At 65.9% G+C, this 26265-nt stretch carries 29 protein-coding genes; 20 read left to right on the forward strand and 9 right to left on the reverse strand.

The features are described from left to right. Positions 1-87: 87 nt before the first annotated feature. The 6 genes from CYJ10_RS28040 (at position 88) to CYJ10_RS28065 (ending at position 5738) form a co-directional block, all read left to right on the forward strand. A complete protein-coding gene (locus tag CYJ10_RS28040; protein WP_101684704.1) occupies positions 88-1245 on the forward strand; it encodes a porin in 1158 nt (385 codons plus the stop codon). Between the two features lie 209 nt (positions 1246-1454). Then, positions 1455-1988, forward strand: a complete 534-nt coding sequence (locus CYJ10_RS28045; RefSeq protein WP_101684705.1) for a winged helix-turn-helix transcriptional regulator — start codon at positions 1455-1457, stop codon at positions 1986-1988. Between the two features lie 127 nt (positions 1989-2115). Next, positions 2116-2460, forward strand: a complete 345-nt coding sequence (locus CYJ10_RS28050) for a hypothetical protein (protein ID WP_101684706.1) — start codon at positions 2116-2118, stop codon at positions 2458-2460. Positions 2461-2562: 102 nt separating this feature from the next. Next, a complete protein-coding gene (locus CYJ10_RS28055; protein WP_101684707.1) occupies positions 2563-2982 on the forward strand; it encodes a short-chain fatty acid transporter in 420 nt (139 codons plus the stop codon). 354 nt (positions 2983-3336) lie between these two features. Continuing rightward, on the forward strand, positions 3337-4710 hold the full coding sequence (locus tag CYJ10_RS28060; protein ID WP_101684708.1) for an MFS transporter: 1374 nt from the start codon (positions 3337-3339) through the stop codon (positions 4708-4710). Positions 4711-4874: 164 nt separating this feature from the next. After that, positions 4875-5738 (forward strand): BON domain-containing protein, encoded by an 864-nt coding sequence (locus CYJ10_RS28065; protein ID WP_101684709.1) that lies wholly within the window; start codon positions 4875-4877, stop codon positions 5736-5738. A 123-nt stretch (positions 5739-5861) separates the two neighbouring features. Here CYJ10_RS28065 and CYJ10_RS28070 read toward each other — a convergent pair whose 3' ends face one another. Next, positions 5862-6173 (reverse strand): hypothetical protein, encoded by a 312-nt coding sequence (locus CYJ10_RS28070; RefSeq protein ID WP_101684710.1) that lies wholly within the window; start codon positions 6171-6173, stop codon positions 5862-5864. Between the two features lie 227 nt (positions 6174-6400). On the opposite strand from CYJ10_RS28070, the gene CYJ10_RS28075 reads away from it, so the two are divergent. Continuing rightward, positions 6401-6940: a malto-oligosyltrehalose synthase gene (locus CYJ10_RS28075; protein WP_101684711.1), complete on the forward strand. Its 540-nt coding sequence runs from the start codon at positions 6401-6403 to the stop codon at positions 6938-6940. 39 nt (positions 6941-6979) lie between these two features. Here the strand turns inward: CYJ10_RS28075 and CYJ10_RS28080 are convergent, their stop codons facing one another. Continuing rightward, positions 6980-7474 carry a hypothetical protein gene (locus tag CYJ10_RS28080; RefSeq protein ID WP_101684712.1) on the reverse strand — a complete coding sequence of 165 codons (495 nt, stop codon included), beginning with the start codon at positions 7472-7474 and terminating at the stop codon, positions 6980-6982. Between the two features lie 274 nt (positions 7475-7748). Then, entirely contained in the window at positions 7749-8105 is a 357-nt protein-coding gene (locus CYJ10_RS28085) for a hypothetical protein (protein ID WP_101684713.1), read from the reverse strand. A 290-nt stretch (positions 8106-8395) separates the two neighbouring features. Here CYJ10_RS28085 and CYJ10_RS34990 point away from each other — a divergent pair, with 290 nt between their 5' ends. The 3 genes from CYJ10_RS34990 (at position 8396) to CYJ10_RS28095 (ending at position 10711) form a co-directional block, all read left to right on the forward strand. Continuing rightward, complete coding sequence (locus CYJ10_RS34990) at positions 8396-9985, forward strand: BON domain-containing protein (protein ID WP_257993574.1); 1590 nt, start codon at positions 8396-8398, stop codon at positions 9983-9985. 102 nt (positions 9986-10087) lie between these two features. Next, positions 10088-10381: a hypothetical protein gene (locus CYJ10_RS33940; RefSeq protein WP_146002138.1), complete on the forward strand. Its 294-nt coding sequence runs from the start codon at positions 10088-10090 to the stop codon at positions 10379-10381. Between the two features lie 30 nt (positions 10382-10411). Continuing rightward, on the forward strand, positions 10412-10711 hold the full coding sequence (locus CYJ10_RS28095; protein ID WP_101684714.1) for a hypothetical protein: 300 nt from the start codon (positions 10412-10414) through the stop codon (positions 10709-10711). Between the two features lie 36 nt (positions 10712-10747). On the opposite strand, the gene CYJ10_RS28100 is transcribed toward CYJ10_RS28095, so the two are convergent. Together CYJ10_RS28100 and CYJ10_RS28105 are read right to left on the reverse strand one after the other, a co-directional pair. Continuing rightward, positions 10748-11482: a PIG-L family deacetylase gene (locus CYJ10_RS28100; protein WP_101684715.1), complete on the reverse strand. Its 735-nt coding sequence runs from the start codon at positions 11480-11482 to the stop codon at positions 10748-10750. 128 nt (positions 11483-11610) lie between these two features. Next, complete coding sequence (locus CYJ10_RS28105; RefSeq protein ID WP_101684716.1) at positions 11611-12048, reverse strand: RidA family protein; 438 nt, start codon at positions 12046-12048, stop codon at positions 11611-11613. Between the two features lie 124 nt (positions 12049-12172). On the opposite strand from CYJ10_RS28105, the gene soxR reads away from it, so the two are divergent. Both soxR and CYJ10_RS28115 read left to right on the forward strand, forming a co-directional pair. Beyond that, positions 12173-12709 (forward strand): redox-sensitive transcriptional activator SoxR, encoded by a 537-nt coding sequence (gene soxR, locus CYJ10_RS28110; protein ID WP_101684717.1) that lies wholly within the window; start codon positions 12173-12175, stop codon positions 12707-12709. Between the two features lie 121 nt (positions 12710-12830). Further along, positions 12831-13160 (forward strand): DUF4148 domain-containing protein, encoded by a 330-nt coding sequence (locus CYJ10_RS28115; RefSeq protein WP_101684718.1) that lies wholly within the window; start codon positions 12831-12833, stop codon positions 13158-13160. A 75-nt stretch (positions 13161-13235) separates the two neighbouring features. Here the strand turns inward: CYJ10_RS28115 and CYJ10_RS28120 are convergent, their stop codons facing one another. Continuing rightward, entirely contained in the window at positions 13236-14219 is a 984-nt protein-coding gene (locus CYJ10_RS28120) for a tripartite tricarboxylate transporter substrate binding protein (RefSeq protein WP_101684719.1), read from the reverse strand. A gap of 181 nt (positions 14220-14400) precedes the next feature. Then, positions 14401-15606: a phosphoglycerate dehydrogenase gene (gene serA, locus CYJ10_RS28125; protein WP_101684720.1), complete on the reverse strand. Its 1206-nt coding sequence runs from the start codon at positions 15604-15606 to the stop codon at positions 14401-14403. A 227-nt stretch (positions 15607-15833) separates the two neighbouring features. Here serA and CYJ10_RS28130 point away from each other — a divergent pair, with 227 nt between their 5' ends. Beyond that, a complete protein-coding gene (locus tag CYJ10_RS28130) occupies positions 15834-16895 on the forward strand; it encodes an SMP-30/gluconolactonase/LRE family protein (protein WP_180863086.1) in 1062 nt (353 codons plus the stop codon). 66 nt (positions 16896-16961) lie between these two features. Here the strand turns inward: CYJ10_RS28130 and CYJ10_RS28135 are convergent, their stop codons facing one another. Beyond that, positions 16962-18713, reverse strand: a complete 1752-nt coding sequence (locus CYJ10_RS28135; RefSeq protein ID WP_101684721.1) for a heparin lyase I family protein — start codon at positions 18711-18713, stop codon at positions 16962-16964. On the opposite strand from CYJ10_RS28135, the gene CYJ10_RS33945 reads away from it, so the two are divergent. The 3 genes from CYJ10_RS33945 (at position 18712) to CYJ10_RS28145 (ending at position 21806) form a co-directional block, all read left to right on the forward strand. Further along, entirely contained in the window at positions 18712-18903 is a 192-nt protein-coding gene (locus CYJ10_RS33945; protein WP_146002139.1) for a hypothetical protein, read from the forward strand. The genes CYJ10_RS28135 and CYJ10_RS33945 overlap by 2 nt on opposite strands. Positions 18904-18982: 79 nt before the next feature. Then, positions 18983-19954: a SphA family protein gene (locus tag CYJ10_RS28140; RefSeq protein ID WP_101684722.1), complete on the forward strand. Its 972-nt coding sequence runs from the start codon at positions 18983-18985 to the stop codon at positions 19952-19954. A gap of 232 nt (positions 19955-20186) precedes the next feature. After that, entirely contained in the window at positions 20187-21806 is a 1620-nt protein-coding gene (locus CYJ10_RS28145) for an S-layer protein (protein ID WP_257993575.1), read from the forward strand. Positions 21807-21828: 22 nt separating this feature from the next. Here CYJ10_RS28145 and CYJ10_RS34290 read toward each other — a convergent pair whose 3' ends face one another. Continuing rightward, the gene (locus tag CYJ10_RS34290; RefSeq protein ID WP_153949480.1) at positions 21829-21969 is read right to left on the reverse strand and encodes a hypothetical protein; all 141 of its coding nucleotides are present in this window, start codon (positions 21967-21969) and stop codon (positions 21829-21831) included. Between the two features lie 109 nt (positions 21970-22078). On the opposite strand from CYJ10_RS34290, the gene CYJ10_RS28150 reads away from it, so the two are divergent. The 4 genes from CYJ10_RS28150 (at position 22079) to CYJ10_RS28165 (ending at position 26215) form a co-directional block, all read left to right on the forward strand. After that, positions 22079-22477 (forward strand): PepSY domain-containing protein, encoded by a 399-nt coding sequence (locus CYJ10_RS28150; RefSeq protein WP_101684800.1) that lies wholly within the window; start codon positions 22079-22081, stop codon positions 22475-22477. Between the two features lie 5 nt (positions 22478-22482). Continuing rightward, positions 22483-23154 carry a response regulator transcription factor gene (locus CYJ10_RS28155; protein WP_101684724.1) on the forward strand — a complete coding sequence of 224 codons (672 nt, stop codon included), beginning with the start codon at positions 22483-22485 and terminating at the stop codon, positions 23152-23154. Further along, complete coding sequence (locus tag CYJ10_RS28160) at positions 23151-24485, forward strand: sensor histidine kinase (RefSeq protein WP_101684725.1); 1335 nt, start codon at positions 23151-23153, stop codon at positions 24483-24485. Before CYJ10_RS28155 ends, CYJ10_RS28160 begins: the two co-directional genes overlap by 4 nt. A 119-nt stretch (positions 24486-24604) precedes the next feature. Further along, positions 24605-26215 (forward strand): site-specific integrase, encoded by a 1611-nt coding sequence (locus tag CYJ10_RS28165; RefSeq protein WP_257993577.1) that lies wholly within the window; start codon positions 24605-24607, stop codon positions 26213-26215. Positions 26216-26265 lie beyond the last annotated feature (50 nt).

The raw sequence follows: 26265 nt of genomic DNA on the forward strand, positions 1-26265 counted from the left end.
ATGGCGCGGTCGAAGTCGACCGCAACCGGGCGCTGGACGGAGGAGACCACTGGCGCCATCAGCCACCACACTCGGAACCGTAAAACAATGAAGAAGACGCTGTTCGCCGCCATTGCCGGCGCGCTGCTTGCGCCCGCCGCTTGGGCGCAATCGTCCGTGACGCTCTATGGCGTCGTCACCACGAGCATCCAGTACGTCAACCACGTGCAGAACACCAGCAACGGGGTGCTGGCACCGGGCAGCGGCTCGGCCGTGTTCATGAATTCGTCGGGTATCGCGCAGTCGCGTTTCGGCCTGCGTGGTGTCGAAGAGCTTGGCGGTGGCCTGAAGAGCCTGTTCGTACTGGAAAACCAGTTCAATGCCGATGACGGCAAGATGGGCAACGGCGGGCTGCTGTTCGGCCGTCAGGCGTTCGTGGGCTTGCAGAACCAGTGGGGCAAGGTGACGTTCGGCCGCCAGTACACGTCGGCGTTCCTGACCATGGGCAGCTTCACGCCGGTGGCCTACGCACCGGAATTCGAGCCGGTCGTGGGGATCGCCGGCCCGAACTTCCGCGAGAACAACGTGGTGCAGTACCAGGGCACGTTCGGCCCGCTCACGGCCATGGCGCACTGGTCGTTCGGCGAGCGTGCGGGCACCTTTGCGGCGGGTTCGGCCTATGGTGTGGGCCTGTCGTATGCGAATGGCCCGCTCGGCATCGCGGCGGCCTATGACGAGGTCAAGACGCTCAACACCGCGCAGGCTGCGGGCACATCGGGATCGAACGACTATGGCCGCGACATGCGCGCGATGCTCGGTGCCAGCTACCGGCTGGGGCAGGTCAAGATGGTGGCGGGCTACCGCTGGGGTAATTCCGTGGCACCGGCCACCGGCACGCCAACCTTGCTGCCGCACCGCGACGACATGTACTGGGTCGGCGTGAACTGGGACGCCACCGCCGCGCTGCGGCTGTCGCTGGCCTACTACTACGACGACATCAAGTCCGCGCGCATCGGCGGCGTGACGACCAACCCGAAGAACCCGCAGCAGTACCTGGCACTGGCCGACTACAGCCTGTCCAAGCGGACCGATGTGTTCTTCGCGGTGAACTACGCGCGCAACGCGTCGCTGAACTGGGACAACATTTCGTATCTGCCGAACGGCCAGTCGGTGGGCTACCTGCCGTCGACGTCCCAGGTCTATTACAAGACGCCCGACGCCAGCGGCCAGCTGGGCGTTTCGCTGGGCATCCGCCACATTTTCTGATCCCGGCGCCGTACCCGGGGGATTGGAAGGCAAGCGAGGGGCCGGCGCGCACTCCACGACGCGCAGGCATTGCGGCGCCGCGACCGATGGGTTGCGGCGCCTTTTTTCATTGGCGTGGCACCCGCCAGCGCCCGTTCCCGTCGGCCTTTGGCCGATACGCGCCGAAAGGTGGGTATCATCGGGCCGATACACCGACAAACGGGACCGACATGCAACGCAAGACTTTCCGCAACATGCAATGCCCGATCGCTCGCAGCCTTGAACGCGTGGGCGAGTGGTGGAGCATTCTGATCCTGCGCGATGCGTTCTACGGCACGAAGCGCTTCGACGAATTCCAGCGCAACCTTGATATCGCGCCGAACATGCTGACGCGCCGGCTCAATGGCCTGGTCGAAGAGGGCCTGCTGGAAAAGCGCCAGTATTCGGAACGGCCGCCGCGTTACGAATACGTGCTGACCGACTGCGGACGCGATTTCCGGCCGGTGTTGCTGGCACTGCTGGCCTGGGGCAACCGCAATTTCGCGCCGGAAGGGGCCAGTGTGCAGATCGTCGACCGCGACACGGGCAAGGTTGTCGAGCCCCAGCTGGTGGATGCCGCCAACGGCGAGCCGCTGCAGATGGGCAAGCGCCACGTGGTGCGGGCAGGGCCCGCGGCGGACGATCGTACGCGCGACCGCCTGTCATCGGCGGCTTCCTACATGACCACCCCGGTCCCGGCCAAGGCCAAGGCGCCTGCCGCCTGACATCAGCAGGCGATTTGCAGGCGATTTGTTGGCGCCACAGCCGGCTGGCGCCGCCGGCCCGGGCATCCTACTCTGGTGAATTCGGACGTCTTCCTCTGCCCCTTCACTTGCCCTGCAGGAGCCTGCCATGCCCGATTTCCGCCTGCCCCTTTCTGGCGACGTCATCCAGTCGATCAATCCATGGAACTGGTTCGTGCGCACCGTCGGCGGCCAGTTTGGCCTGATCAACATCAACCTGGGACGCAGCACCAACCCCGAACTCGAGGCCCGCATCCTCGATGAAGTGGGCTCGTATGGCGCGCAGCTTGGCAAGATTGGCGATGCGCTGGGCGTGCTGCTGGCGCATGTCGACCGCAGCAAGCTGAGCGAAGTCGAGGCGTGCAAGATCAAGGAATTCGAGGCCCAGCTTGCCGAGGTCGCCAGGGTCAAGGCGCGGCGTGCGGCGCTGCCGGGGACGCCATCGGCGGGTTGATGGCTGCGGCGTCAGGTTGCTCCAAAAGCATTTCTGACATAGAGTCCAAGGGATCAGCACCCCGTCCTCCGACGGTTTTTTCGCCGACTCCGGATAGACCCGATGCCACGTTTTACACCTCCGTACCTGTTTGCAACGGCCCTGCTGGCCCTGATCCTGGCGGGCTGCGCCAGCTCGCCACTGCCGCCGCCCACGCCGCCTCGCACGACGTCGCAACCGTCGACCACCATTACGACGCCGCAAGGCGGTGTCAGCCGTGCGCAACTGGACGCAGCGGGCAATGCCTGCGAAAAACGGGTGGCCGATGCGGTCAAGACCCGCTATCCGCAGCCCGGCAGCGTCATGATGATGCCGGACCGTGAGCGCATCGCGCAGCAAACGACCAACCAGACGTCGATCAGCGGCGAAGGCACGTTCGAGCCCGACGCCAGTGAAGAGGCCATGTCCTTCCGCTACACCTGCCTCTACAACATGCGCACCCAGCGCGTGGACGACGTCCAGATGAAGTACGGGCCGCACTGAGCGCCTGACTCACATTCCCATCTGGCCGTAGCACCAGAAATTTGCACGGTGTTGGCCCGTGTTCGGCGACGAACACGGGCCAATCTTCATGGATCGAACCAATAGCTGCGCCAACAGGCGCCGCCGGCCCGCATCGCGCGCCAGCACGCGGGCGCGATTTGTCGTATCGTCTCGACTTGCGATACTTGACGGTGCAATGATTGCTGCGTCATTTGTACCGCAGCTCCCCATCCGTTCCAGCCCGCCCCCCGGATCGATATCGTGCAGAACCACGCAAGCCCGCCCGCCGAAGGCGAAACACAGGCCCCGGCCAGTTCGGCCGCAGCCGCCACCGTACCTCCCGCAGACAGCCCGATGACCGCCCGCGAAAAGCGCGGGATGGCCGCCATCATGATTGCCGTGTCGCTGGCCACGCTGGACACGGCCATCGCCAATACGGCGCTGCCCAACATCGCCGCCGACCTGAACAGCACACCGGCCGCCTCGGTGTGGATCATCAACGCCTACCAGCTGGCGATGGTGGCCACGCTGCTGCCGTTCGCCGCGCTGGGCGGGGTGCTGGGGCATCGCCGCATCTATCTGGGTGGCGTGATGGTATTCATCGTGTCGTCGGTCGTTTGCGCGATGGCGTGGTCGCTGCCGTCCCTGGCAGCGGCGCGACTGCTGCAGGGCGTGGGCGCTGCGGCCATCATGAGCGTCAACACGGCGCTGATCAGTGCGCTCTTCCCGATCCACCGGCTCGGGCGGGGCGTGGGCCTCAACGCGCTGGTCGTGGGGGTGTCGTTCGCTGTCGGGCCCACGGTGGCATCGGTCATCCTGTCGTTCGGATCGTGGCCATGGCTGTTTGCCGTCAACCTGCCGATCGGGCTGCTGGCGCTGTTCATCGCGTGGCCGTCGCTGCCACAGACCAAGCGCAGCCAGCACGGTTTCGATCCGGTCGCGGCTGTGCTCAACGGCATTACGTTCGCCGCGCTGATCTTCGCGCTGGGCGAGGGCGTGCAACGCGAGCCGGTGGAATACGTGGTGGCGGCCGCCGCCATCTTCGTGATTGCCTTCGTGCTGCTGCTGCGTCGTGAACGCGGGCATCCGGCGCCGATGCTGCCGGTGGATCTGCTCAAGCGGCCGATGTTCGCGTTGTCCACGGCCACCGCCGTCTGTTCGTTTGCCGCGCAGGGCCTGGCGTTCGTGTCGCTGCCGTTCTACTTCGAGCATGTGCTGGGCCGCAACCCGGTGGAGACCGGCTTCCTGCTGACGCCCTGGTCGGCCGTGGTGGCCGTGATGGCGCCGATCGCGGGCCGGCTGTCCGACCGCTACCCGCCGGGCCTGCTCGGCGGCATCGGCCTGGCGATCATGGCCGTGGGCATGGCGTCGCTGGCGATGATGCCGGCCGATGCCAGCGTGCTCAATATCGGCATCCGCATGGCGATTTGCGGCGCCGGATTCGGGTTCTTCCAGTCGCCCAACCTGAAGGCGCTGATGGCCAGCGCACCCCGGGAGCGCGCGGGCGGCGCCAGCGGCGTAGTCGCCACTGCGCGACTGCTGGGCCAGGCCACCGGCGCGGCCCTGGTGGCCCTGTCGTTCGGCATTGCCGGGGAACACGGGCCAACTCTGGCGCTGAGTCTGGGTGCCGGCTTCGCGGCAGCGGCGGCCGTGGCCAGCGGGCTGCGGCTCGTGACGCCGCAAAGTGCGGACAGCGCGGCAATGCAGGGCGCCCGCAAATCGTCCTAGACCGTGGATGATGGCCTGCGCAAGACCTGCGCGCAGGCCTTGTAGAAACTGCATGGCGCCGGTGCCTCCGGCGCCATTTTTCATGGTCGCGCGCTCCGGTACGAAACTTGCTGGCCTGCCTGTATCGGGGGCGATCTGCGCCCCGGCTTCACGGAGGCAAGGCAATGAACCGATCAGACGACTATGGCCGTCGCCGCAGGCCCGATCAGCAGTACGGAGGCTACGAGGAGGGCTATGGCAACGTACCTGGCGCCGATCGTCACTGGCGACACCGCGATCTGTCGGCAGGCCGCTACGGCAACGCCGCCGAACGCAATCCGTACGATGCCTATGAGAATCGCGACGCACGCGCGTGGAACGAAGATCCGCGCAACCGTGGCGCCTGGCGCCAGGGTCGAACGGCGCAGTTGAGCGGCGGATGGCGCTCACGCGGCGCCGCGGTCTACTATCCGGGCCGCTCCACATACGACGAGTCGCGCGACGAAAGCTCGCCGCATAGCCCGGGCTATGTCAGCGCCTACAGCAGCGGGTACGAGGACGGCTACGACGCTGGAGCGCGCACGTCCAATTCGCCCGTGCCGGGCCGCGACGAACGCTGGAGCGGCACGCGCAGCGGCTATGAAGGTGGCTACGAGCGGGGCGACGGCAGCCGGTTTGGGACGGGCTCCGGTTACGAGGATTACGGCGTGGAATCGGGCCGCAACTTCCGTCAGCGCCCGCGCCTGGGCGAGGCGGTTCACGGTCGCGGGCCCGAAGCCTATGGCCGGCGCGCTGCAGGCCCCAAGAACTACACGCGCTCGGACGAGCGCATCCGCGAGGAAGTCTGCGAACGCCTGACGCACGCCCCGACGCTGGACGTCAGCGATGTGACGGTGGCCGTGTCTGGCACCGTGGTCACGCTGACCGGCACCGTCGACAACCGTCGCATGAAGTACGAGATCGAGGATCTGGCCGACGATACGTACGGCGTTTCCGATGTGGTCAACCAGATTAACGTGCGTCCGTACGGCGTACTGGCTTCTGAATAGTCAAACAGTCATTGCGGCGTATCCGGACCACCCGCTGCTAGCCCCGGCCTGGCCGGGGCTTTTTGCTGTCCGCGTGGTTGGCGGGCGGGAGGTGGGACGGGGGCGGAAGGGGGACGGGAGGGGCTACAGGTCGCTGCCGCTCGGCGGATTCTCCATCCGCTTGTCGGTCTGATCGGCGCGATCCACTGGGGTATCGGCGGGCAGTTCCTCGGCGGCGCGTCGTACTTCGTCGAAAATTTCGTCTTCCGGCAGTTCCTCGTCGTCCGGCTCATGCCGCTCGCGCTGAACGTCGCCCAGTTCTCGCTCGATGTCTTCGGTTGCCTCGGAATCCAGGCGCGGGTCCAGCGTGCTGGGGATGCCTTCCGGGTCTGCGGCTTCCTTGTTCCGGCTCTTGCTGTCGGCGTCCGCCTGGCTGTGTCGGGTGGTCTTGCTCATCGTCACTCCTCTGGTCGTATTGCATCATCGGATATTCAGAACAGGCGGCAAGTTGCATGCCAATGGCGGCGTCGCCCGCTGCCGCGGTCCAGGATTCGCACGCGGCGGGCGCGGCGCCTATATTGGTCTCAGGGGACCGCCGCAGAACCAGTTCGCCAGACCTGCCCGCAAAGAGGCTGGAAGGGCAATTGCTGAAGCAAGGCAAGCATCGTGCGAGGGAGATAACGATGAACCTGACCGGCGTCCTGGCCACCCTCAGCGTGGCTTCCTCCGTGGCCGTGTCTTCCACCCCCGTGGAAAAGCAGTTGTTGGCCATCAGCCCGCACGACTTTGCCCAGCAGTTCAATGTGGTCGCCCACGACGTGGGCGCCAAGCTGACGCTGCCCGATTTCCGGGCCAAACCTGGCTGGCACCGGGCCAACACCAGCGAGGGCGTATCGGTCATGGTGCGCGCCGCGCATACCGGCTACGCCATCGACGAGGTGGTGGTGGTCTGCCGGGCCGCCGAACAGTGCATGATGACGATCTGCACCGCCGCCCGCGCAATCGATGCCACCGTGGAGCCCAACTTGCTGCAGTACTTCGTTGCCGCGCGCATTGCGGGGCAACTGGGGGAAGTGGCCCTGGTGATGTCCGGCCTGGTCTATCTGGTGGTGAATCCCGACGACGAAGACTATGTGGCCCTGGTGATCCGGCCCTATCAACCTCAGCAGGAACTCGGCGCGCGCCGTCAGGCGCTGTTGACGGCGCCGCCTCACTCGACCTGAAGGGAAGATGTCCGGGTGGCCTGCAGTGCCTTGGCACTGCTAGTGCTGCACCGGCGGCACCACGCGGCGCGCCCCGGCACCGGGCGATCTCGCCGGCGTGAATTCCATCGCGCGCTGTTCCAGCAGACGCTGCAGTTCGGTGGCACCGCGATAGTAGTGGGCCAGAAGCAGGCGCAATGCCGGATCGGGAAGCGGTTCTCGCAGCAACTCGCCATAGGCGCCCGCAGCGCGCGCAGCCTGCTGGGCGGCATGGCGCAGCAGGGGCAGTTCGCCGGATTCGGCTGGCGGCGGTACGTGTTGCGGGTCGCGGGCGCGGCCCGTCGCGCCGTCGCCCATGCCATCGCCCATGCCGTCACCGGTGGCTGCCGCGCGCGTGGCCAGCTCAACCGATGCACAGCGCTGCATATTGGCACGATGCGCCAGCACCGCCCGAATCTGCGGGTCCGATGCGGCCGCCGCCACAGCCGACAGCGCTTCTGCACACTGCATGGCGTGACGGCTAAGCCGCGCCAGCTTGGTGTTCAGTGCATCCATGTGCGTCTCCGGTTGATGCTCTAACTGTAGGTGAGCAGGGCTGGTCAGCGACCGAATTACGATGCCGGCGTGGTTAATCTTTTGCAGATCGGACTTCACTTCGTTCGATATGGCCAATATGGGGCGTACGTCGTCCTTGCCTTCGCGCCGGAATGCCCCATGCAAAAAACGCGCCGCACGCTGCCCCGGTTTGGGGGACAACGTGCGGCGCGCCGCAAACGGGTCTTCGGGGGACGCCCCGTGGAAAGGCAGACGTGTTGGCGTGACCTGACGGTTACGGCTTCTGGACCGGATCGGGCGAATCGCCCTTGGGGCCCGACGGCGAAGTCGGCGTGGCAACAGGCGATGCGTCCTGTTCGCGTGGCTTCTTGGCCCGCTGGCCGGTGTTTTTCTTTGCCTTGTGCGCCTTTTGGGCCTGCGCGTCCTTGTCCTGCTGCATGGTCGCATCGCTGCTCATCATGGCGCCGCTGCCCGAACTGCCGCGTTGCGTCGACGGGCCTTCAGGGGCCGGCGGAGCGCTGGGGTTCGGTGCGCTGGGCGAGAGCGGCGGGTCGTTCTTGGGCTGCGCCATGGCTGGCATGCAGAGCAGGGCGCTGATGGCCAGAGCGGTGGTCGTGAGCAGGCGTTTCATCGTTCGTCTCCCGAAAATTGGTGGCGGTGACTTCACGATATGACCCCGCCACCCATGCGCTCAGGGGGACACCACTGAATCGGGTGTAGGCCGTTGACTACAGCATGTGAAGGCCGTTGGCAGGATTTATATGGCCATGTAAATCGAACCGGCCGCCGGCCCTGGGCGCGATGCAGCAGGCGCCCGCCGGAGGTCGGCCCGCCCGCCTGCACCGGTGCCGGACGCAGCGGTATGGAATTTGCGTCCCCCGTCTCCGTATGACCGTATTGAACTGCAAACTGGAGACGCTCATGGACCAGGGGAACAACAGGGGCAGTGGTTCCGACGACCGCTACAGCAGCTATGGCGCAGAACGTGACGAGCGAAATGATCGAAGCGATCGGGGCGATCCGGACGAGCACCGCCCGCAAGGCAGCCGGCAGCGCCAGCAGGAGGCCTACAGCGGCGGCGACTGGCTCACACATCGTCAACAGGGCGGCAGCGACTGGCAAGCCAGTGGCCAGCAGCCCGGTGGCAACCGGTGGAGCGGGCAGGGCCCTTCGTCACAATCGTCGCAATCGTCGCAATCGCCGCGTTCTCTGGAATCGTCGCAAGGTTCCACATCGGTGTCGTCAAGCGGCTACGGTGGCTATGAGGGCCAAGGCCGGCGCTATGAGGAAGGCTACGGCGAAGGGCGCTACGGCGAATATGGCGAAGGCCGGCAAACCGGCCGCCAGCCGTTTGGCCGCGACACCGGCGAGCGCAATACCCCGCAGCGTCACGCCGAACGCGAACGGTGGGGCGACTGGCACCAGGAAGACGCCGGCAGGCGCGGCAGCGAATGGTCGAGCCAGCAAGGCAGCCAGCGCGACGAGTGGGCACAGGGCCGCGCCGGTTGGGATCAGCCAGCACGGGGTGGATCGGTGCAGCGCCAAGGTGGATGGGAACAAGGGCGCGAAGGCCGCCAGCAAGGTCGCCAGTCGCCGAGCCGCCAGTGGCAGGGCCGGGATACCGGCGGCAGCGGTTGGGAGGGCCCGACGGGGTCGGAACCCGACATGCGCACGCACTATCGCGGCGGCTATGGGGTATCCGACTATGGCAACCAGGATCAGGAACCGCCCGTGGGTCAGAGCAACCAGACCTGGCAACGCCGCGCCGCCGCCGACTGGCTGAATGAGCGCGAGCGTCGCGAGCGCCATGCGGCGGGGCAGGGTCCCATGCGTGACCGTGGCGACCGCGGCAGCACTGGCCCCGGCGGCTACGATCCCAACGAACGGGCCTACGAGCACTTCACCGGCGCCAATGAGCGGAGCGACCTGAATCGCGGCTATGGCGGGGCGGGTGGCTCCGCAGCGGCACGGCGCGCCCAGCGCACGGGCCCGAAGGGCTATCAGCGATCGGACGAACGCATCCGCGAAGACCTGTGCGAACGCCTGGCGATGAGCGGACGCGTGGATGTCCGCGAGGTGGAAGTTTCCGTAGCCAGCGGCGTGGTCACGCTGAGCGGCACCGTGCAGGACCGCCAGCAGAAATACCGCATCGAGGACATGGCCGAGGAAGTGTTCGGCGTGAAGGATGTTCACAACCAGATCCGTGTCACGCGCGAATCCGCCATGAGTGGCCGTGTTGGCGGAGGAATGGGCGGCAATACGAGCGGTATGAGCGGTCTGAGCGGCAGGGGCGCTATGGGCGACCAGGGACGCTCAGGCGGCTCGAGTCTGTCTCAAGGCTTGGGCAGCCCCGCCAGCCAGGGCGGCACGGCGCCATCCAGCGCGGCGGGCAGCACCGGTAGCCTGGGGACGGGCATCGGCAGCAATTCAGGTTCCACAGCCGGCTCCGGTTTCGGGTCCAGCGCCATGCCGGGTACCAACTCAACCACCTCGGGCAAATCGGGCGGCTGAGCGCCCACGCACCCCGTCAGCGCGCGCCCGGCACGGGCCGGCGCGCTGGCGGCTTCACCCTGCAAGCATCCATAACCACTCACTCGAACAAGGAGATGCCCCATGCCTTTCGCCTATGCAGGAACCCGCCGCCGCAGGAATCGCGACAGACGTCGCCCCAACGAATCCCCGGAAAATAGCGCCAACCCACAGAATCGCGAAGGCGCACCCGAGGCCCGCGAAGAACGCGATCCATTGGCCACCCGCCGGGCCTCCAGCGAGGAAAATCCCACGGCCCGTGAAGGCCAGCGGGCTACCACCCGGCAAGACGACAGTTCGGCTGGCATCGGAAGCCAGGACCTGCAGGACCCCGACAGCCGAGACCCGGACGCGCCGCCCGTCGATAACCGCTCGTAATCTGGCCATTTGATGACAGGAGGCCCGATCATGCGACATCAGAAACATCTGATTGCGATCCGTACCCGCCACGCGCTTTGCGCCATCGCCTGCCTGTCGCTTGGCGGGCTGGCATGGGGCCAGACACCGTCCCTGACGCCGAAGGTGGACAACCGGGCGCCGGGTACGGCCGCGTCCGATGTGGCGCCCGGGGCGCGCGAGTGGGGGTTGTCAAAGGATAGCCGTCGCTCCTATGGTGGCGGCCCGGCCCTCAACCAGGGTGCCTCGTCCGCGCAGACCTACGACTACCCGGCCTCGGCACCGAAGACTGCGCCGCCGAAACGACCGTAACGGGGCCGATCGACACGCGTTGCTGGTCGACGTGCATTACCGATGCACGTCGATGGCATCCAGCGACCAGTAGCGTTCCGGTGCGCACACATCGGCGAGCTGGGCCGGCGAGAACAGGGCCAACTGGCTTTCGTAAGCCTGCACGGCCCGCGCCTTCTGCGCCGTGAAGACGCTGATCGGCATGTGAACCGGCGATGCCAGCAGTCCCTCCTGCCACCATCCGACCATGCGGCTTTGCGTCGCACCGGGCATGCGGCGGTAGATTGCTTCCTCGTAAAAAATCCAGCGGAATGGGGCAACGTGGCCGTCGTGATCGCCATGCGGTACCGTTTCAGGCAGATCCGCAAACGCGGCTTCGCGCACCAGCATGCAGGCGGCATTGACCAGCATGTGATCTGCATGCCGCAGGCCCATCGGCGCCACCACGGTGCCCCCTGGCTGCAGCGCCAGCAGGCGGCCCAGCCGCAGCGCAATGCTCACGGCGTCGTAGCGCTGGCCATATTGCTGCTCCAGGAAGTCGAGCCAGACGGGGTCTGCGCCCAGTGTCGACAGCGCGCGGGCATCTTCATGTCGTCGGGCTTCCATGGCGGCCCGGGCCGACGCAAAACCGGCGGCGCTGTCATGCGCCGGCGCGGTCAGTTCCGGGCCTGGCAAACCAGCGAAGACTGTGATGACGAGCGCCTGCCGGCTGGCGGCCAGCAGGCTGCCGCAGCTGAAGACGGCATCTTCGAGGTGCGGCGAAATTATCGTCAGCGGATGTGGAATTTCCATGTTTTTGCAATGCCGACCGGTGTTGGGGATGCCCAGCCGGTGAGGGGCCGGGCTTACCAGTGGCAGTGCAAGGGACATGCCGGATCGCCAAACGGCCGTACGGCGTCCCGCTCGACCCGATTGGATCGCTATCGCGCCTGGTCTGGCAGAACCGCCACCGCCTCGATCTCGAACAGCATGCCGTCCAGCGCCAGCCGCGGCACGGGTATCAACGTACATGCCGGCGCGGGCCAGTCGCCCAGGAGCGCCTGCCAGGCCCGGCTGAAGATCGCCAGCCGCTCCATGGAATGGTCGACGATCAGCACGGTGATCTTGGCCACATCGGGGATGTCGGCGCCCCCAGCCTGCAGCGCCACGCGCAGGTTGGCCAACGCCTGCTTGACCTGCGCCGCAAAGTCGGCGCGCAAGCCGCCACACATGTCCTCGCCGCCCTGGCCCGCCGCGAACACAATCCGGGCGGGCCGGTTGGCGATCGCCACATGGGAATAGCCGTTCAGCCGGGGATCGTAGAGGTCGGGCGGATTCACGAATTGCAGGTACGGCGCGCGGGGCGATTCAAGCAGCATGGCAGGGTCCTGAGTCAAAGTCGCGCCAGTATCAAACCTCAAGGGCGCTTGAGGTCAAGCGCCGTTGCGATACCATCGCGAAGTGCAAGGGCTTTAGAATTTTCTCCGAAAATTAGGGATCACCATGCCAAAGACCGTCGCCCCCGACATCGTCCCCCATGCTGGCCCACATCGCGCCGACCGGCCGTTACGGGCGCGCGACCCGCTCACCGTTGGCGAAGTGGCCGCGCGCAGCGGCATCGCGGTATCGGCGCTGCATTTCTACGAGTCGAAGGGATTGATTGCGAGCACGCGCAGCACCGGCAACCAGCGCCGCTATCCGCGCGGCATCCTGCGCCGGCTGGCCGTCATCCGCGTGGCACAGCGCATGGGCCTGCCGCTGGCGACGATTGCCGACGCCTTCGCGCATCTGCCTGCCAACAAGGCCCCCACGGTGGCCGACTGGCGCCGGCTGTCCGCCGCCTGGCGCGAGGACCTTGACGCACGCATCCGCACGCTGACCATGCTGCGCGACCAGCTTGACGGCTGCATCGGCTGCGGCTGCCTGTCGCTCAAGGCATGTCCGTTGCGCAACCCGCAGGACATGATGGCGCAACAGGGACCGGGGGCACACATCGAGGAAGGCGCCTGCCAACCTCGGCAAATCGCCAAAAAGCGATGATTGGCCCCCATTCGCGCCGGATCGTGACAACCCGACAAGTTCGTGCAATCTGAAAAAGGCAGTTGGGCGCTGGCGTCCATCATGAATCCTGTTCGCAACCCCTGCTAACAAGGAGCAAATCATGAACACACTGAAGAAACTGCTGATCGCCGCCACTATCGTCGCGGCTCCCGCCATGTCGTTCGCCCAGAGCGTCCAGAACGCCCAGGCCCCGGTCACCCGGGCCTCGGTACTGGCCGACCTGATCGCCGTGGAAAAGGCCGGCTACCATCCCGGCCGCAACGACGACGACTATCCGGTCGACATCCAGGCCGCCGAGGCCAAGGTAGCGGCCGAACAGGGCATCCAGCCCGCCCAGGTGGTGAAGCCGACGATCAAGGCGTCCATGCACGCCGCCAACACCGTGCCCCGGATCGATCGTCCGCGGAACGCTTTTTATGATGGGGCTTGAGGGGTAGGCGGCGTATGCGTCGTACCCATGAGTCGGTCCTGGCGCCTCGGGCGCCAGGACCCCATCAAAAAGCCCTTACTGATTCTTCATCGCCTCGGCCAGGCGCGAGATGATTTCTCCCTCGCTCTTGAATGCCTTCTGCGCGTAGGCTGCATATTGTTCCGGGCTCATGTAGTTCGTGACCATGCCGTATTGGCGCGTCACGTTCAGAAACTTCGGGTCCTTGAGCGCGTTGCGGAAGGCGTCGTCGAGGCGTTTCACCACGGCCGGCTTCATGTTGGACGGGCCGATGATGCCGAACGGTGAATTCGACCACACCGGATAGCCGATTTCCTTCAGCGTCGGCGCATTCGGAAAATCCGCCGCGCGTTTTTCCGAGAGTGTGGCCAGCACGCGCATTTGTCCGCTCTGCACGTAGGGCAGCAGCGTGTTCGACAGCACCGCCACATCGGACGAACCGCTCAGCAGCGCCGTAATGGCCTCGGCATCGCCTTTGTAGGGCACGTGCGTCCAGTTCGATTGCGACACGCGCGCCAGTTCGGAGATCGTCAGGTGCTGGCTGCCGTAGATGCCGGTGGTGCCGTAGCTGATGCCTTTCTTGTTCGCCTTCGCGTCGGCGATCAGCTCCTGCATGGTCTGCCACTTCGCGTCCTTCTTCACAGCCACGGCGAAGTTGTAGTCCGCGATCATCGACACGTAGGTCAGGTCCTTGAGCGGGTCGTAGCGCATCTTCTGCACGTGCGGCAGCCGGAAGATCACCACGGGCGCCATGCTCAGCGTGTAGCCGTCGGGCTCGGTGGTCACCATCTGGGTGGCACCGAGCGTGCCGCTGACGCCTGGCTTGTTTTCCACGACGATGGACTGGCCCAGTTCACGGCCGGCCGCGTCGGCCAGCGCACGTGCCACCTGGTCGGTCACGCCGCCCGCGCCGTACGGCACGATGAGCCGGATCGGCCGGGTGGGAAAGTCTTCTGCCGCCAGTGCCTGGGTACCGAGCGAAGCCGCCAGCGACAGGCCCGAAGCGGCCAGCGCGACGCGGAAGAAACGACGTCGTTGCATGAGGTGTTGTCTCCTGATTGTCTGCCGGATCAAGCATGTCCGGTCTGCGAGGTTGTTCGCGCAGTATGACAATGCCGCCGGGCGGCGGCTATCAGGAAACGGCGGGGGTGCCGGGCATATCCACCGATTTCATCGCCCGCATGCGTTAGGTGCATGCGGGCTTCGGCGGACGGAATACTGCCTAGCGGTTCTCGATCACGCGCGAACGGATGAACGCGTCGTGCGCCATCAGCTTCTCGGCCCAGCCGGCCGGCGGCACCAGGCTGATATCGGTAATCACGTAGCCGATGTCGCCTTCGGTCTGCAGCTGCTGGGCCTCGATATTGGCGCCGATTTCGGCCAGCGCCTGGTTCAGGTGCGACAGCGTGCCGGGGCGGTTGTAGTGGATATTCAGCACCCGCGCCGGCGAATCCAGCGGATTGGGCTGGATCTGCGGCAGGTTCACCGCGCCGATCGTGGCGCCGGTTTCCAGGAAGTTCGCCAGTTTGGTGGCCACTTCCACGCCGATATTTTCCTGGGCTTCCTCCGTGCTGCCGCCTACGTGAGGCGTAAGGATCACATTCGGTTTGCCCTGCAGCGGCGTCACAAAGGGGTCGGCATTGCTGCGCGGCTCTTCCGGAAACACGTCGATGGCGGCGCCGGCAATGTGACCATCATCTAGCAGTTTTGCCAGTGCCTCGATATCGACCACCGTCCCGCGCGATGCATTGAGCAGGATGCTGCCGGGGCGCATGGCGGCCAGCGCCTTGGCATTGAGCAGGTTACGCGTTTGCGGCGTGGCCGGAACGTGCAGCGTCACCACGTCGGCGGCGGCCAGCGCGTCTTCCAGCGAGTGCATGGGCACCGCGCCGCCAATCGACAGGCGAGGGCGGATGTCGTAGAACACCACGCGCATGCCCATGGCTTCGGCCAGGATGCCCACCTGCGCGCCGATATTGCCGTAGCCGATCACCGCCATGGTCTTGCCGCGGATTTCAAACGACCCCTTGGCCGACTTCTGCCACTCGCCCTGGTGGGCGGCGCGGCTTTTCTCGGGCACGCGGCGCATCAGCATGATGGTCTGGCCGATGACCAGCTCCGCCACCGAGCGCGTATTCGAGAACGGGGCGTTGAACACCGGAACGCCGGCATGGGCAGCAGCGGCCAGGTCGACCTGCGACGTGCCGATGCAGAAACAGCCCACCGTCAGCAGGCGCTGGGCGTTGGCGAAATGTTCGGCGGTCAGGTGCGTGGCCGACCGGATGCCCAGCAGGTCATGGTCGCGTACGGCGGCCAGCAGGGGATCGCCGGCCAGCGCCTTGCTCTGCGTGGCAATGTCGATATGGTGGCGGCCCAGCAATTGCTGCCCGCTGGCGTGAATGTTTTCGAGGAGGAGAGCGCTTGCCATGGTTCGGGCGTGCTTCAGGAGAGTTGAGAAGGCATGTCAGGCGTCCTGTCCCGGACGCGCACAACCAGACCATAGCACCGAACCTTTCCCGTGATGGCGATGTGGGCAAGGCACATCCGAAATGGATGTCATCATACAAGTGCTTGCTGATAGGCGGTTTTTCTCATAGGATGTCGGACAACTATAGAGGCCCGTATGGGCCATTCACAATCCGATGAGGAGACAGCATGGATAAGAAAAATACGGGTGTGGACGCCCAGCGTCGTCACCTGCTCAAGGCGGGCGCCGCGATGGGCGCAGTGGCCGCGAGCGGCCAGGCGCTGGCCCAGGCCTTCGACTTCAAGGCCGCGCAGCGCTACCCCGACCCGGCCGTCGAGATCCTGGACCCAAGCTTCGGCAAGTACCGGCTGTTCAGCTCCACCGTGGAGCAGGTGGCCACGGGATTCCGCTGGGTGGAGGGTCCGGTCTACTTTGCCGATGGCCGCTACCTGCTGTTCTCCGACATTCCGAACAACCGCATCATCAAGTTCGACGAAACGTCGAACCAGTGGAGCGTGTTCCGCTCGCCGGCCAACTTCACCAACGGCCACTGCCGCGACAAGCAGGGGCGTCTGATCAGCTGCGAACACCTGACGCGGCGCGTGACCCGCACCGAATACGATGGCTCGATCACCGTGCTGGCCGACCGCTACCAGGGCAAGCGTTTCAATTCGCCGAACGACATCATTTGCAAGTCTGACGGCTCGCTGTGGTTCACCGACCCGCCGTTCGGCATTGCCGGCGACTGGGAGGGCGACAAGGCGGCCTCGGAACTGCCGCACGCCGTATATCGGATCGATCCGAAGGACAACAGCGTGACGCAGGTCATCGCCGACCTGAACGGCCCGAACGGGCTGGCATTTTCGCCAGACGAAAAGAAGCTCTACATCATCGAATCGCGCGCCCAGCCGTATCGCGTGATGTGGGCCTACGACTTGGGCGCCGACGGCCAACTGGGCAACAAGACCAAGCTGATCGACGCCAATGGGCCCGGCGCGCTCGATGGCTTCAAGGTCGACGTGGACGGCAATATCTGGGCGGGCTGGGGGAGCAGCGGCGCACCGGGCGCCGATCCGTCGAAGCTCGACGGTGTGCGTGTCTTCAACGCCCAGGGCAAGGCCATCGGCCATATTCACCTGCCAGAGCGTTGCCCGAACCTGTGCTTCGGCGGCCCGAAACGCAATCGCCTGTACATGGCCAGCAGCCATTCGGTGTACGCGCTGTATGTGGAGACGCGCGGCGCGGTCTGAGCGTTGTCGCCGGCAGTCCTGAAATAACCCAGCCCCGTTGGCACAAGGGGCTGGGCTGCATCGCCATTATTTCCGCACGGCCAGCCCAATCGCGATGGGCCGCTGGAACCAGGTTTCATAACTGCCCTGGGCCAATACGAAAACGCTGCCGAGATAGCGCCCGGCGGGCAGGTCTGGATTATCAGCCGGGCGATATTCGAGTTCCAGGTCACCTTGCTTGCTATAGCCGCAAGCGAACATGTTATTCATTCTGACCTTGCCGCATTCTCCGGTGAGGCGCCGTGCGCGCACCACCACCGGATACCGCGCCCCGGTTGCCTGATCTGCAACGGTGACCGTCATTTTTGTGTCCTGTGCCACCTGGTCCAGTATCGAGGTTCGTGGTCCGCTGGCGCTGGATTGGGCAGGCACCAGAAAGCCCACCGTACCCCGCTGGATATGGCGATCCAGGCCTCGCACCCCGGTTACCGTTCCCGGCTTGAGTTCACGCCATGCGCCAGTTACGAATATTCGGATATTGGCCTTGATCGTCCGCCGGTACGCCGTATCTTTCCAGCCAAGCGCTTCGACGGTCAGATTTCCCTCATAAAGCCCTTCCGGCAGGCCGCGATTTTCTTCGCGATCAAAGAACAATTCGAGCCGGCTGTTCTTGCGATTCTGGCAGTCCACCGCGACATGCATCGCCGCATAGGTACAACCGTTATGCCGATAGCCACGGATATTGACGTTCCGGCTGCTGCCATCGAGCCGGTTTGTCAACGCGACTGAAAACGTCGCGCGATCTGCGGGGCCCGCAGTCCAGACCAGCGACGCCGGCCCGCCCGTGACGCCAGCCTGTTGGGGCACGATAAATCCGACCGTGCCTTTATCGACCTCCCTGCCAAAGTCGATCGGGAACAGCAGGCTGCCGGTACGCCGCATGCCGTTCCATTTGTCCAGCGTGCCGCTGAGCACCGGGGACACCTCGCCATACCCGGCGTCGGCACGCCCGATCCGCATGTCCGTGACACGCACGACAATAGGCGCTTCGCTGATGGTCGAATCCTTCCGTGCCGGTCGGTAAATGCCGGTTTTCAGATAGGGCGTGCGGTCGATGGAAAGGTGGTACGCATTCTGGCCTTTCTGCTGATAGACGAGCGTGTCATCCTTCCAGATCTCGACGATACCGCTGGCGTCGGTTGCCCATTTCGTGTGAATGACCCAGTTGGTCAACGTGCCGGGCACCACCTGGCCCGGCAGCTCAGTGCTGGAACGTTGAATATTGGCGGGCGTGCCCCACGCGCGGGCCACCACCCATTTGTCGCCTTTCTGATGAATGGCCAGATTCGGAAAATTCCGGTTCACCTTGTCCTTGCCCATGACGGCATGCCATTGCAGGACGATATAACCGGCCGGATCGGCAATCTGATCCACGGCAATGCGTGCGCCGTACCAGCGCTCCTGCAGTCCTTCCTCGGCGGGCAGCGCCAGTTCCGAGCGGAATGCGCCCGGGGTACCGGGTAGCTGGAATGTCGCCGCCAGCCGGCCCGGCAGCCCGGCCACTGGTTCCCTGGTCACGCGATTGGACGTCAGCGGACGCGCGGCGGGGTCATACAGCGCATCGATCGACAAGGTCCATTTCCGGAAATCGCCGCGAAAATCGTCCCGGTAGATGATTTTCTTCGTGGTATCGAATACGTCGGACGGCTTGAGTTGCTGCGAGGCATATTGCGCATTCGCATCCGGCAACCATGCATTCGATGCCAACAACAAGGCAGCCGTCGCGAGCCAGCCGCGCCAGCGTCGGTGTGCGAGAAAACCTCCATGGATTCGCATCATGGTGAACTCCAGTACGGTATGGATGGAAGGAAAGTACGAAAGCGGGAATAAGAAAATCCCGCGTCGGATTCCATCAGCACCGGCCGGTTGCACCGTTGTCTGCGGTCAATACGGAAACCATGGCGGAATGGATTTCAAGGCGATGCCACGTTTCCAAAAAAACATTCAATTCACTCACTTAGAAAAGTGAATTCAAGATGGGCGGGAATCTGAGACGATGCAGCATCCCTTTCTGTTATCCCAGCCCCCATCGCCCGCAAGGAGATTCCATGAACCGCGCACGTTCGGCCGTCCTCGGTGTCATGACCGTCGGAAGTCTGCTGTCGCCATTGGCCGGACATGCCACCGAAGGCGCGCTGGGGCGGCCCGTGGCGGGCACCAGCGTGTCGGCGAATGTGGCGGTGATTCCCGATCAGCCGGTATGGATCGCCAACCTGCAGCAGCTCTATATGGATGGATCGATCAGCAGCGGCCGCGAGGTGCCGATTGGCGGGCGCACCACGGCAGGCATCGATGCCAAGATCGCGTTCACGCTGGCCACCATGATGAGGGTCTGGGACACCGGGCCCGGGGCCTGGAATTTCGCGTCGAGCTTCACGCTGCCGTATGTCTGGACGACGGTGCACACCAGTGCCGTGTTCGCCGGCCCCGGGGGCAACACGTTCTCGCGCGGCGCCTCTGACCGCGCGTCGAACCTCTACGACATGTATTTCAGCCCGCTGATCGCTGGCTACCATTTCTCGAAGACCACCCATATGGCGTTGAGCTTCAACGTCTGGGCGCCCACGGGCCAGTACGACAAGAACGCGCTGGCCAACCCGAGCCTGAACAACTGGACCTTCGTGCCACAGGTGGCCTTCACGCACCTGATGCCGCAGTACGGGCTGGAATTCAACGCCGTGGCGGCTTTCCAGTTCTATACGCGCAATACGGCCACCGACTACCAGAACGCGCCGCTGTTCACGCTGGACGTGATGGGCGTGAAGAAATTCGGCAAGTGGGGGGCGGGGTTGGTGATGGGTACGATCCAGCAGCTTGGCGACGATACCGGCCCCACGGCCGACCGCCTGAACGGCTTCCGCGGCCACGATTTCACAATCGGCCCGATCATCACGTACGACACCAAACTGGGCGGCAAGGCGCCGCTTTCCTTCAGCCTGCGCTGGGTGCCTACAGTGACCAGCAAGAACCGGCTGGACAGCACCGCCACGGTCATGGGCACGGCCACCCTGGTGTTCTGAGCCCCGGCTGTCGACCCGAAATTATCACCAAAGCATCACTTTCCCGTCATATGACATTGTCATCATCGCGCCCAAAGACAAACCGGTCAGTGCGGCTGGACCTTTGGGCGCGCCGATCCGTTGACGTTTGACCTCAAGGCCGAAGACGCACGGCATTTGGGTCGAAATATCAATAGGATAGCGGGGAAGTTTTATGCGTCACATGAAGTCTGCAATCAGCCTGGCGGCGGCAATGACCGTCGCTTTTGCGTTCTACGGCTGCAACGGCAGCGATGACACCAGCAGCACCGGCGGCAACAATGGCACCACGCCGCCCGCCACTCAGCCTGCGACGCCTTCGACGCCGCAGGCCGAAGTCACCGGCAAATGGACCACGGGCGACCTGCACGTCCACACGACCGAATCCGACGATGCGCAAAGCAAGCTCGTCGACGTGCTGGACCAGGCCATGCTCACCAACAACCTGGACTGGACCGCGATCACGAACCACCTGCGCTCGTCCGCGCGCGACCAGAACGGCACCGCCATCGTGGGCGGCCCGCTGCCGTTCTCGAAGGCCATGGCCGACTACGAGATCCCGGCCGTGCGCCAGCTCCAGGTCAATGGCAGCTACACCAGCAAGCTGATTTTCTCGGCGTTCGAGTGGGACATGCCGACGCACGACCACATGAACGTGGGCATCTTCACGGGCGCACCGCTGGCCACAGCCACCAAGGCCGCCAACCAGTTCGAGTATTACTTCACCGACCGCGCGGCAGCCCAGTTCGACGCCGTGGACGTGGCCAACTGGAACGCCTCGGGCACCAAGGGCTATACCACCCATGCCGATGCCGTGCGCGCCGTGGCCTGGCTGCGCGACAACTTCCCCGACACCAGCTACGCGCTGATCAACCACCCGTCGCGCAACCCCGCCAAATACACGGTCGCCGACTACCGCGAATTCAACGACACCGCCCCGAATATCGTGTTCGGCGTGGAAGGCATGGTCGGCAACCAGATGGAACCAGACCGTGGCGGCTACAACTCGGCCTACATCGCCGCGAACGTCAAGAACCGAGCCTATGGTGGCGTGGACTACGTGGTGGCACAGGTCGGCGGCATCTGGGACGCGCTGCTGGGCGACGGCCGCCGCTTCTGGAACGTGGGCGACTCCGATCACCACTTCAAGACGGTCGGCGCCAACAGCAGCGGCTACTTCCCGGGCGAGTACGCCAAGACCTACGTCTGGATCGACAACAAGAACACCGGCATCAAGGGCGTGCTGGAAGGCGTGCGCTCGGGCAAGATGTTCTCGGTCTTCGGCGACCTGATCAACGCGCTGGACTTCAACCTGGCCAGCGGTACCGCCAAGGGCGAGATGGGCGGCGAACTCAAGGCCCGCGCTGGCGAGACGGTCACTGTGACCATCCGCTTCAAGAGCCCGGATCGCAACAACTACCAGTACCCGATCAATGGCGGCACCAACGTCAACATGCGCCCGGTGGTGGACCATATCGACCTGATCGCCGGCGATGTCACGCCGCGCGCCGCGGCCGGCACCCCCGGGTATAGCAAGGACACCAACGACTCGACGAAGGTGATCGCCACGTTCACGTCGACCGACTGGAAGCTGGACAAGGACGGCTACAACACCGTGAGCTACACCTACAAGGCCGCGAAGAACCAGTACTTCCGCCTGCGCGGTACCAACCTGGGCAGGAATGTGGCCGGTGAAACGTCCAACGGCGATCCGCTGCCGGACCAGAAGATCACGGTTGCCGAGGACAACGCGCGCTTCGATGCGATCAATGCGCGCAACTACAACGACCTGTGGTTCTACTCGAACCCGGTGTTCGTGACGGTCGGCTCCTGAGGCCAAGCCTCGCCGGCACTGCCTAGTGGCCCAGCGTCTGGAGCCAGAAGGGCAGGCCGGCGCCCGCCATGGCCACCGCCAGCGGGGCCAGCTGGGCCAGCCCCGCGCCGAGGCTGCGCAGGGTGGGGTAACGCGGGGACAGGAGTGTGCGGGAACGTGACATGGTGCCGGGGTTGTGGGAATCTTGAGGGCATCATGCGCCGTGGCACCTGAATGGCACCTGAGCATTCCGTTCAGGCACCGTTCAGCTTGCCCGGCCGAGAATGCCGCAGATGACTGCCTCGCCCCCTCCCACATCCGCCGTCACGGGCTTGCCCGCGCCCCGTACCGCCACGCGCCTGCGTGGCGCCTGCCGCATGCTGGTCCTGCTGGCCGTGCTTGGCGCGGCGGGCGGTGCTGGCGTGGCGCAGGCCGATACCGACGCCGATCGGGCCCGCGCCGCGCTCCGCTCCGGCGAAATCCTGCCGCTTGCCCGCATCCTGGACACCGTCTCGCGCCAGTACGCCGGCGACGTGATCGATGTGAAGCTGGACCGCGACGACGGCATCTGGCAATACGAAGTCAAGCTGCTGCTGCCCACCGGCACCGTCGCCAAGCTCGAATATGACGCACGCGACGCCAGGCTGCTCAAGGCCAAGGGCCACGATCTCGACCGCGCCCGCAAGCCCTGACCGCCATGCGCATCCTGCTAGTCGAAGACGAAAGCACACTGGCCGCCCAGCTTGCGCAGGCGCTGACCCAGGCCGGCTACGCGGTGGACCATGCCGCCGACGGCGTCGACGCCGAGCACCTGGGCACCGAATATCCCTACGACACGGTCGTACTCGACCTGGGCCTGCCCCGGCTCGATGGCCTGACCGTTCTCAAGCGCTGGCGCCAGGCCGGCAACGACGTGCCCGTGCTGATCCTGACCGCGCGTGACAGCTGGGTGGAAAAGGTGGAGGGCATCGACGCCGGCGCCGATGACTACCTGACCAAGCCGTTTCGCACCGAAGAACTGCTGGCCCGCATCCGCGCCCTGATCCGCCGGTCGGCCGGCCGCACATCGCCCACGCTTGCCTGCGGCCCCGTGCTGCTGGCGCCGGGCAGCGGCCAGGTCAGCGTGCACGGCAACCCTGTCACGCTGACCGCGCACGAGTTCAAGGTGCTCGATTACCTGATGCATCACCAGGGCGCCATCGTCAGCAAGACCACGCTGACCGAACACATCTACGCGCAGGATTTCGACCGCGACAGTAATACGATCGAGGTCTTCGTGGGGCGCCTGCGCCGCAAGCTTGGCGTCGACGTCATCGAGACCGTGCGGGGCCTGGGCTACCGCATGCGGCCGCCGGCCGACGCCGCATGAAACGCGCCTCGATCGCCCGGCGCCTGCTGGGCATTGCCACGCTGTGGATCGCCGGTACGCTCTGCACCACCGGATGGCTGCTGGACACGCTGTTCGGCCGCCACGTCGATCGCACCTATATCGCCGAACTGGACCGCGACCTGACCAGCCTGGCTGCCGCGCTGGAATGGCGCACCGACGGCAAGCTGGAACTGACGCGCCAGCCCGCCGATCCACGCTTCGAGCTGCCGTATGCGGGGGCCTACTGGCAGGCGTCGTCGGGCAGCCAGACGCTGCGCTCGCGGTCGCTCTGGGATGTCGAAATCCCCGTGGCCGTGGAGCGCCGGGTGGACGAGGGCGATGCCGATATCCGCGTCGGACCACGCGACCAGTCGCTGCTGGTGAAGTCGCTCCGCCTGCAACTGACCGGCGCCGATGCCCCGGTCGATATCACCGTGGCACTGGACCGCACCGAACTGCGGCAGGCCAAGCGGTCATTCCGCCATCTGCTGTGGCTGTCGCTGGGTGTGCTCGGCCTGGGCATTCTGGGCGCGGTATGGGCGCAGATCCGCTTCGGGCTGGCGCCGTTGTCGCGGCTGCGCGCGGCGGTGGCCCGGTTGCACGCGGGCCAGGAACCGACGCTGCAAGGCGCCTGGCCGGCCGAGGTACAGCCGCTGGTCGACGAGATCCACCTGCTGCTGCGCCGCAATCACGAGGCCGTGGAACGGTCGCGCCGGCAGGCGGCTGACCTGGCCCATGCGGTCAAGACGCCGCTGGCCATCCTGGCCAACGACGCGGCAACGCTGCCCGCACCCGCGTCGCAGCGCGTGATGCAGCAGGTGGACGCCATGCGCCAGCAGGTGGACCGGCACCTGGCGCGTGCCCGGGCGGCCGGTGCGGGCGGGGCCGCGGGCGGCGCGGTGGCGGTGCGCCCCGCCGTTGACGAACTGGTGCGCGCGCTGACCCGCCTGCACGCCGACAAGCCCATTTCCGTCGATATCGAAGGCCAGGCCAGCTTTGCCGGCGACCGCCAGGATCTGGTCGAAATGCTCGGCAACCTGTTGGACAACGCGTGGCAGTGGGCCCAGGCCAGGATTCGCGTCGATCTGGTGACGCAGGCCACCGAGCTTGAAATCCGCATCGACGACGACGGCCCCGGCATGCCCGCCGCCGCGATGACGCGGGCCGTGCAACCGTATGCGCGGCTGGACGAATCGGCCGAAGGCAGCGGGTTGGGCTTGGCCATCGTGCGCGATGTGTGCGCGCTGTACGGCGGCCGCTTCGAGCTGGCCACGTCGCCGCTGGGCGGGCTGGGCGTGCGCGTGCGACTGCCGGCGGCGCTCGCAGGCTGATTGTTTTCGCCCATCGGGTATCATCGCGCCCTTTGCCGTTTGCGGTTCCCCGCCTTTATCCCTTGTCTTCCGCCGTACCCCGCGCCGGGCAGCCTGTTCGCCGGCGCCAGCGCCCGCCGGTGGCCCCGACACAGCTGCTCGGGCCACATCACTTTGCCTACTACCGTGGCTACCTGCAGGGTCTCGACCTTGGCCGGCTGGCCGCGCGCTATCTGGCCCCAGGACTGGACCTGCGCCAGGCACGCACCACGCTGGGCTGGATCGAGACGGAACTGGCGCGCGGGGTGAAGAGGCTGGCCACACGTCCACGTTCCGATGGCGAGGCGGCCATCCTGACGGAAAAGACGTGGCTGGCCATGATCGTGCCGCCGTCGACCGAGAGCGCCACCGCGCGCCGGACACGCCAGCGCAAGCTGCTGCGGGCGCTGGATGCCCTGCAGCCGTTGCTGCTGGTGCGCCCCTTGCCGGGCGATGCCGTGGCCGGCTGGTTCACGCTGGCTATTGCCGGCCGGCTTGCGGAGACGGGCTGGGCCACGCTGGCGACGCTCGGGGCCGCCATCGTCGCGGACCCGCGTAGCTGGTATCGCCACGCCCACGGCATTGGCGAGGCCACTGCGCGCGAGATCGAGGCGTGGCTGCAGGCGCACGCGATGACGCCACCACGTGCCGACAGGCCCGACGCGCGGGATACATCCCCGCCGGGGCTGGCTCCGCTCGAATCCCTGCGGCACGCGGCCGCGCAGGCCGATGTGCTGGCCATCCAGACCTGGCTGGCGGACTACGGCCCGGAAGGCAGCCACACCTGGCGTGCCTATCGCACGCAGGCCGAGCGCTTCCTGCTCTGGACCGTTTTTGCGCGGGGCCGTGCGCTGGCCGGCCTGGACGCCAGCGATGCCGAGGCCTATCTGGCCTTCCTGGCCGATCCGCAACCCGCTGGCCAATGGGTGGGACGACGCGGTACGCCGCGCAACCGCCACGACTGGCGTCCGTTCGAGGGCCCGCTGTCGGCGTCGAGCATTCGCCATGCGGCCAAGATCCTGAAGACCCTGTGCGCGTGGCTGACCCGGCAGGGACACCTGCGCGACAACCCGTTCGCATCGGCCGCGCAAACTGAGGTGGCCGCCGCACCGCGCATCCAGGCGGATCGCAGCCTGAGCCGCATCCAGTGGCAGCATCTGAAGCGGTATGTGGCTGCGCTGCCGGCCGATGACCCGCGCACAGCGCGCCTGCAGTTCATGCTGCGGCTGGTGCATGCCACGGGCCTGCGCGTTTCCGAACAGGCGCAGTTGACGGTGGCGCATCTTTCGCAAGCCGATGGCTGGCGGCTGGATGTGCCGGGCAATCGGCCACGCACGAACGCCTTGCCCGATACGGTCATCGATGCCTTGCGCGATCACATGGAAGCGCGCGGACTGGGGCGCGACATCGAGCGGCTGCCGGGCGACACACCGCTGATCGGCCGCGTACTGCGCGAAGCCGACGATACGCCGCTGTCTGTTGCGCAGGTGGCGGCAATCTGGAAGCGCTGTTTCACGCGTGCCGGCCAGGCGCTGGCGGACGAAGATCCCACGGCCGCCACCCGTTTTGCGCAGGCCAGCGCGCACTGGCTACGGCATACAGCCGGCGCGCAAGCGCTGGCGCGAGGCGTTGGGCGCAAGGCCGTGCAACGCCAGCTGGGTCACGCGTCGGTCAGCACCAGCGCAGCCTATGCCAATCCGGATCTGCACTGATCCGTGCTCTGACCGCCGTTGCCGCGCCCCGGTGCTGAACGGCGCCCCCG

This window comes from Cupriavidus pauculus (assembly GCF_002858765.1).
Taxonomy (GTDB): Bacteria; Pseudomonadota; Gammaproteobacteria; order Burkholderiales; family Burkholderiaceae; genus Cupriavidus; species Cupriavidus pauculus_B.

Excerpts from the sequence above, each read along its gene's own strand:
- CYJ10_RS28135 (WP_101684721.1), bottom strand. The coding sequence starts at position 18,713 with ATGATGCGAATCCATGGAGGTTTTCTCGCACACCGACGCTGGCGCGGC.
- serA (WP_101684720.1), bottom strand. The coding sequence starts at position 15,606 with ATGGCAAGCGCTCTCCTCCTCGAAAACATTCACGCCAGCGGGCAGCAA.
- CYJ10_RS28150 (WP_101684800.1), top strand. The coding sequence starts at position 22,079 with ATGACTGCCTCGCCCCCTCCCACATCCGCCGTCACGGGCTTGCCCGCG.
- CYJ10_RS28045 (WP_101684705.1), top strand. The coding sequence starts at position 1,455 with ATGCAACGCAAGACTTTCCGCAACATGCAATGCCCGATCGCTCGCAGC.
- CYJ10_RS28085 (WP_101684713.1), bottom strand. The coding sequence starts at position 8,105 with ATGAAACGCCTGCTCACGACCACCGCTCTGGCCATCAGCGCCCTGCTC.
- CYJ10_RS28060 (WP_101684708.1), top strand. The coding sequence starts at position 3,337 with ATGACCGCCCGCGAAAAGCGCGGGATGGCCGCCATCATGATTGCCGTG.
- CYJ10_RS28095 (WP_101684714.1), top strand. The coding sequence starts at position 10,412 with ATGCGACATCAGAAACATCTGATTGCGATCCGTACCCGCCACGCGCTT.
- CYJ10_RS28120 (WP_101684719.1), bottom strand. The coding sequence starts at position 14,219 with ATGCAACGACGTCGTTTCTTCCGCGTCGCGCTGGCCGCTTCGGGCCTG.
- CYJ10_RS28100 (WP_101684715.1), bottom strand. The coding sequence starts at position 11,482 with ATGGAAATTCCACATCCGCTGACGATAATTTCGCCGCACCTCGAAGAT.
- CYJ10_RS28055 (WP_101684707.1), top strand. The coding sequence starts at position 2,563 with ATGCCACGTTTTACACCTCCGTACCTGTTTGCAACGGCCCTGCTGGCC.
- CYJ10_RS28145 (WP_257993575.1), top strand. The coding sequence starts at position 20,187 with ATGACCGTCGCTTTTGCGTTCTACGGCTGCAACGGCAGCGATGACACC.
- CYJ10_RS28140 (WP_101684722.1), top strand. The coding sequence starts at position 18,983 with ATGAACCGCGCACGTTCGGCCGTCCTCGGTGTCATGACCGTCGGAAGT.
- CYJ10_RS33945 (WP_146002139.1), top strand. The coding sequence starts at position 18,712 with ATGGTGAACTCCAGTACGGTATGGATGGAAGGAAAGTACGAAAGCGGG.
- CYJ10_RS33940 (WP_146002138.1), top strand. The coding sequence starts at position 10,088 with ATGCCTTTCGCCTATGCAGGAACCCGCCGCCGCAGGAATCGCGACAGA.
- CYJ10_RS28070 (WP_101684710.1), bottom strand. The coding sequence starts at position 6,173 with ATGAGCAAGACCACCCGACACAGCCAGGCGGACGCCGACAGCAAGAGC.
- CYJ10_RS28155 (WP_101684724.1), top strand. The coding sequence starts at position 22,483 with ATGCGCATCCTGCTAGTCGAAGACGAAAGCACACTGGCCGCCCAGCTT.
- CYJ10_RS34990 (WP_257993574.1), top strand. The coding sequence starts at position 8,396 with ATGGACCAGGGGAACAACAGGGGCAGTGGTTCCGACGACCGCTACAGC.
- CYJ10_RS28075 (WP_101684711.1), top strand. The coding sequence starts at position 6,401 with ATGAACCTGACCGGCGTCCTGGCCACCCTCAGCGTGGCTTCCTCCGTG.
- CYJ10_RS28040 (WP_101684704.1), top strand. The coding sequence starts at position 88 with ATGAAGAAGACGCTGTTCGCCGCCATTGCCGGCGCGCTGCTTGCGCCC.
- CYJ10_RS28050 (WP_101684706.1), top strand. The coding sequence starts at position 2,116 with ATGCCCGATTTCCGCCTGCCCCTTTCTGGCGACGTCATCCAGTCGATC.
- CYJ10_RS28105 (WP_101684716.1), bottom strand. The coding sequence starts at position 12,048 with ATGCTGCTTGAATCGCCCCGCGCGCCGTACCTGCAATTCGTGAATCCG.
- CYJ10_RS28160 (WP_101684725.1), top strand. The coding sequence starts at position 23,151 with ATGAAACGCGCCTCGATCGCCCGGCGCCTGCTGGGCATTGCCACGCTG.
- CYJ10_RS28080 (WP_101684712.1), bottom strand. The coding sequence starts at position 7,474 with ATGGATGCACTGAACACCAAGCTGGCGCGGCTTAGCCGTCACGCCATG.
- CYJ10_RS34290 (WP_153949480.1), bottom strand. The coding sequence starts at position 21,969 with ATGTCACGTTCCCGCACACTCCTGTCCCCGCGTTACCCCACCCTGCGC.
- CYJ10_RS28065 (WP_101684709.1), top strand. The coding sequence starts at position 4,875 with ATGAACCGATCAGACGACTATGGCCGTCGCCGCAGGCCCGATCAGCAG.
- CYJ10_RS28115 (WP_101684718.1), top strand. The coding sequence starts at position 12,831 with ATGAACACACTGAAGAAACTGCTGATCGCCGCCACTATCGTCGCGGCT.
- CYJ10_RS28130 (WP_180863086.1), top strand. The coding sequence starts at position 15,834 with ATGGATAAGAAAAATACGGGTGTGGACGCCCAGCGTCGTCACCTGCTC.
- soxR (WP_101684717.1), top strand. The coding sequence starts at position 12,173 with ATGCCAAAGACCGTCGCCCCCGACATCGTCCCCCATGCTGGCCCACAT.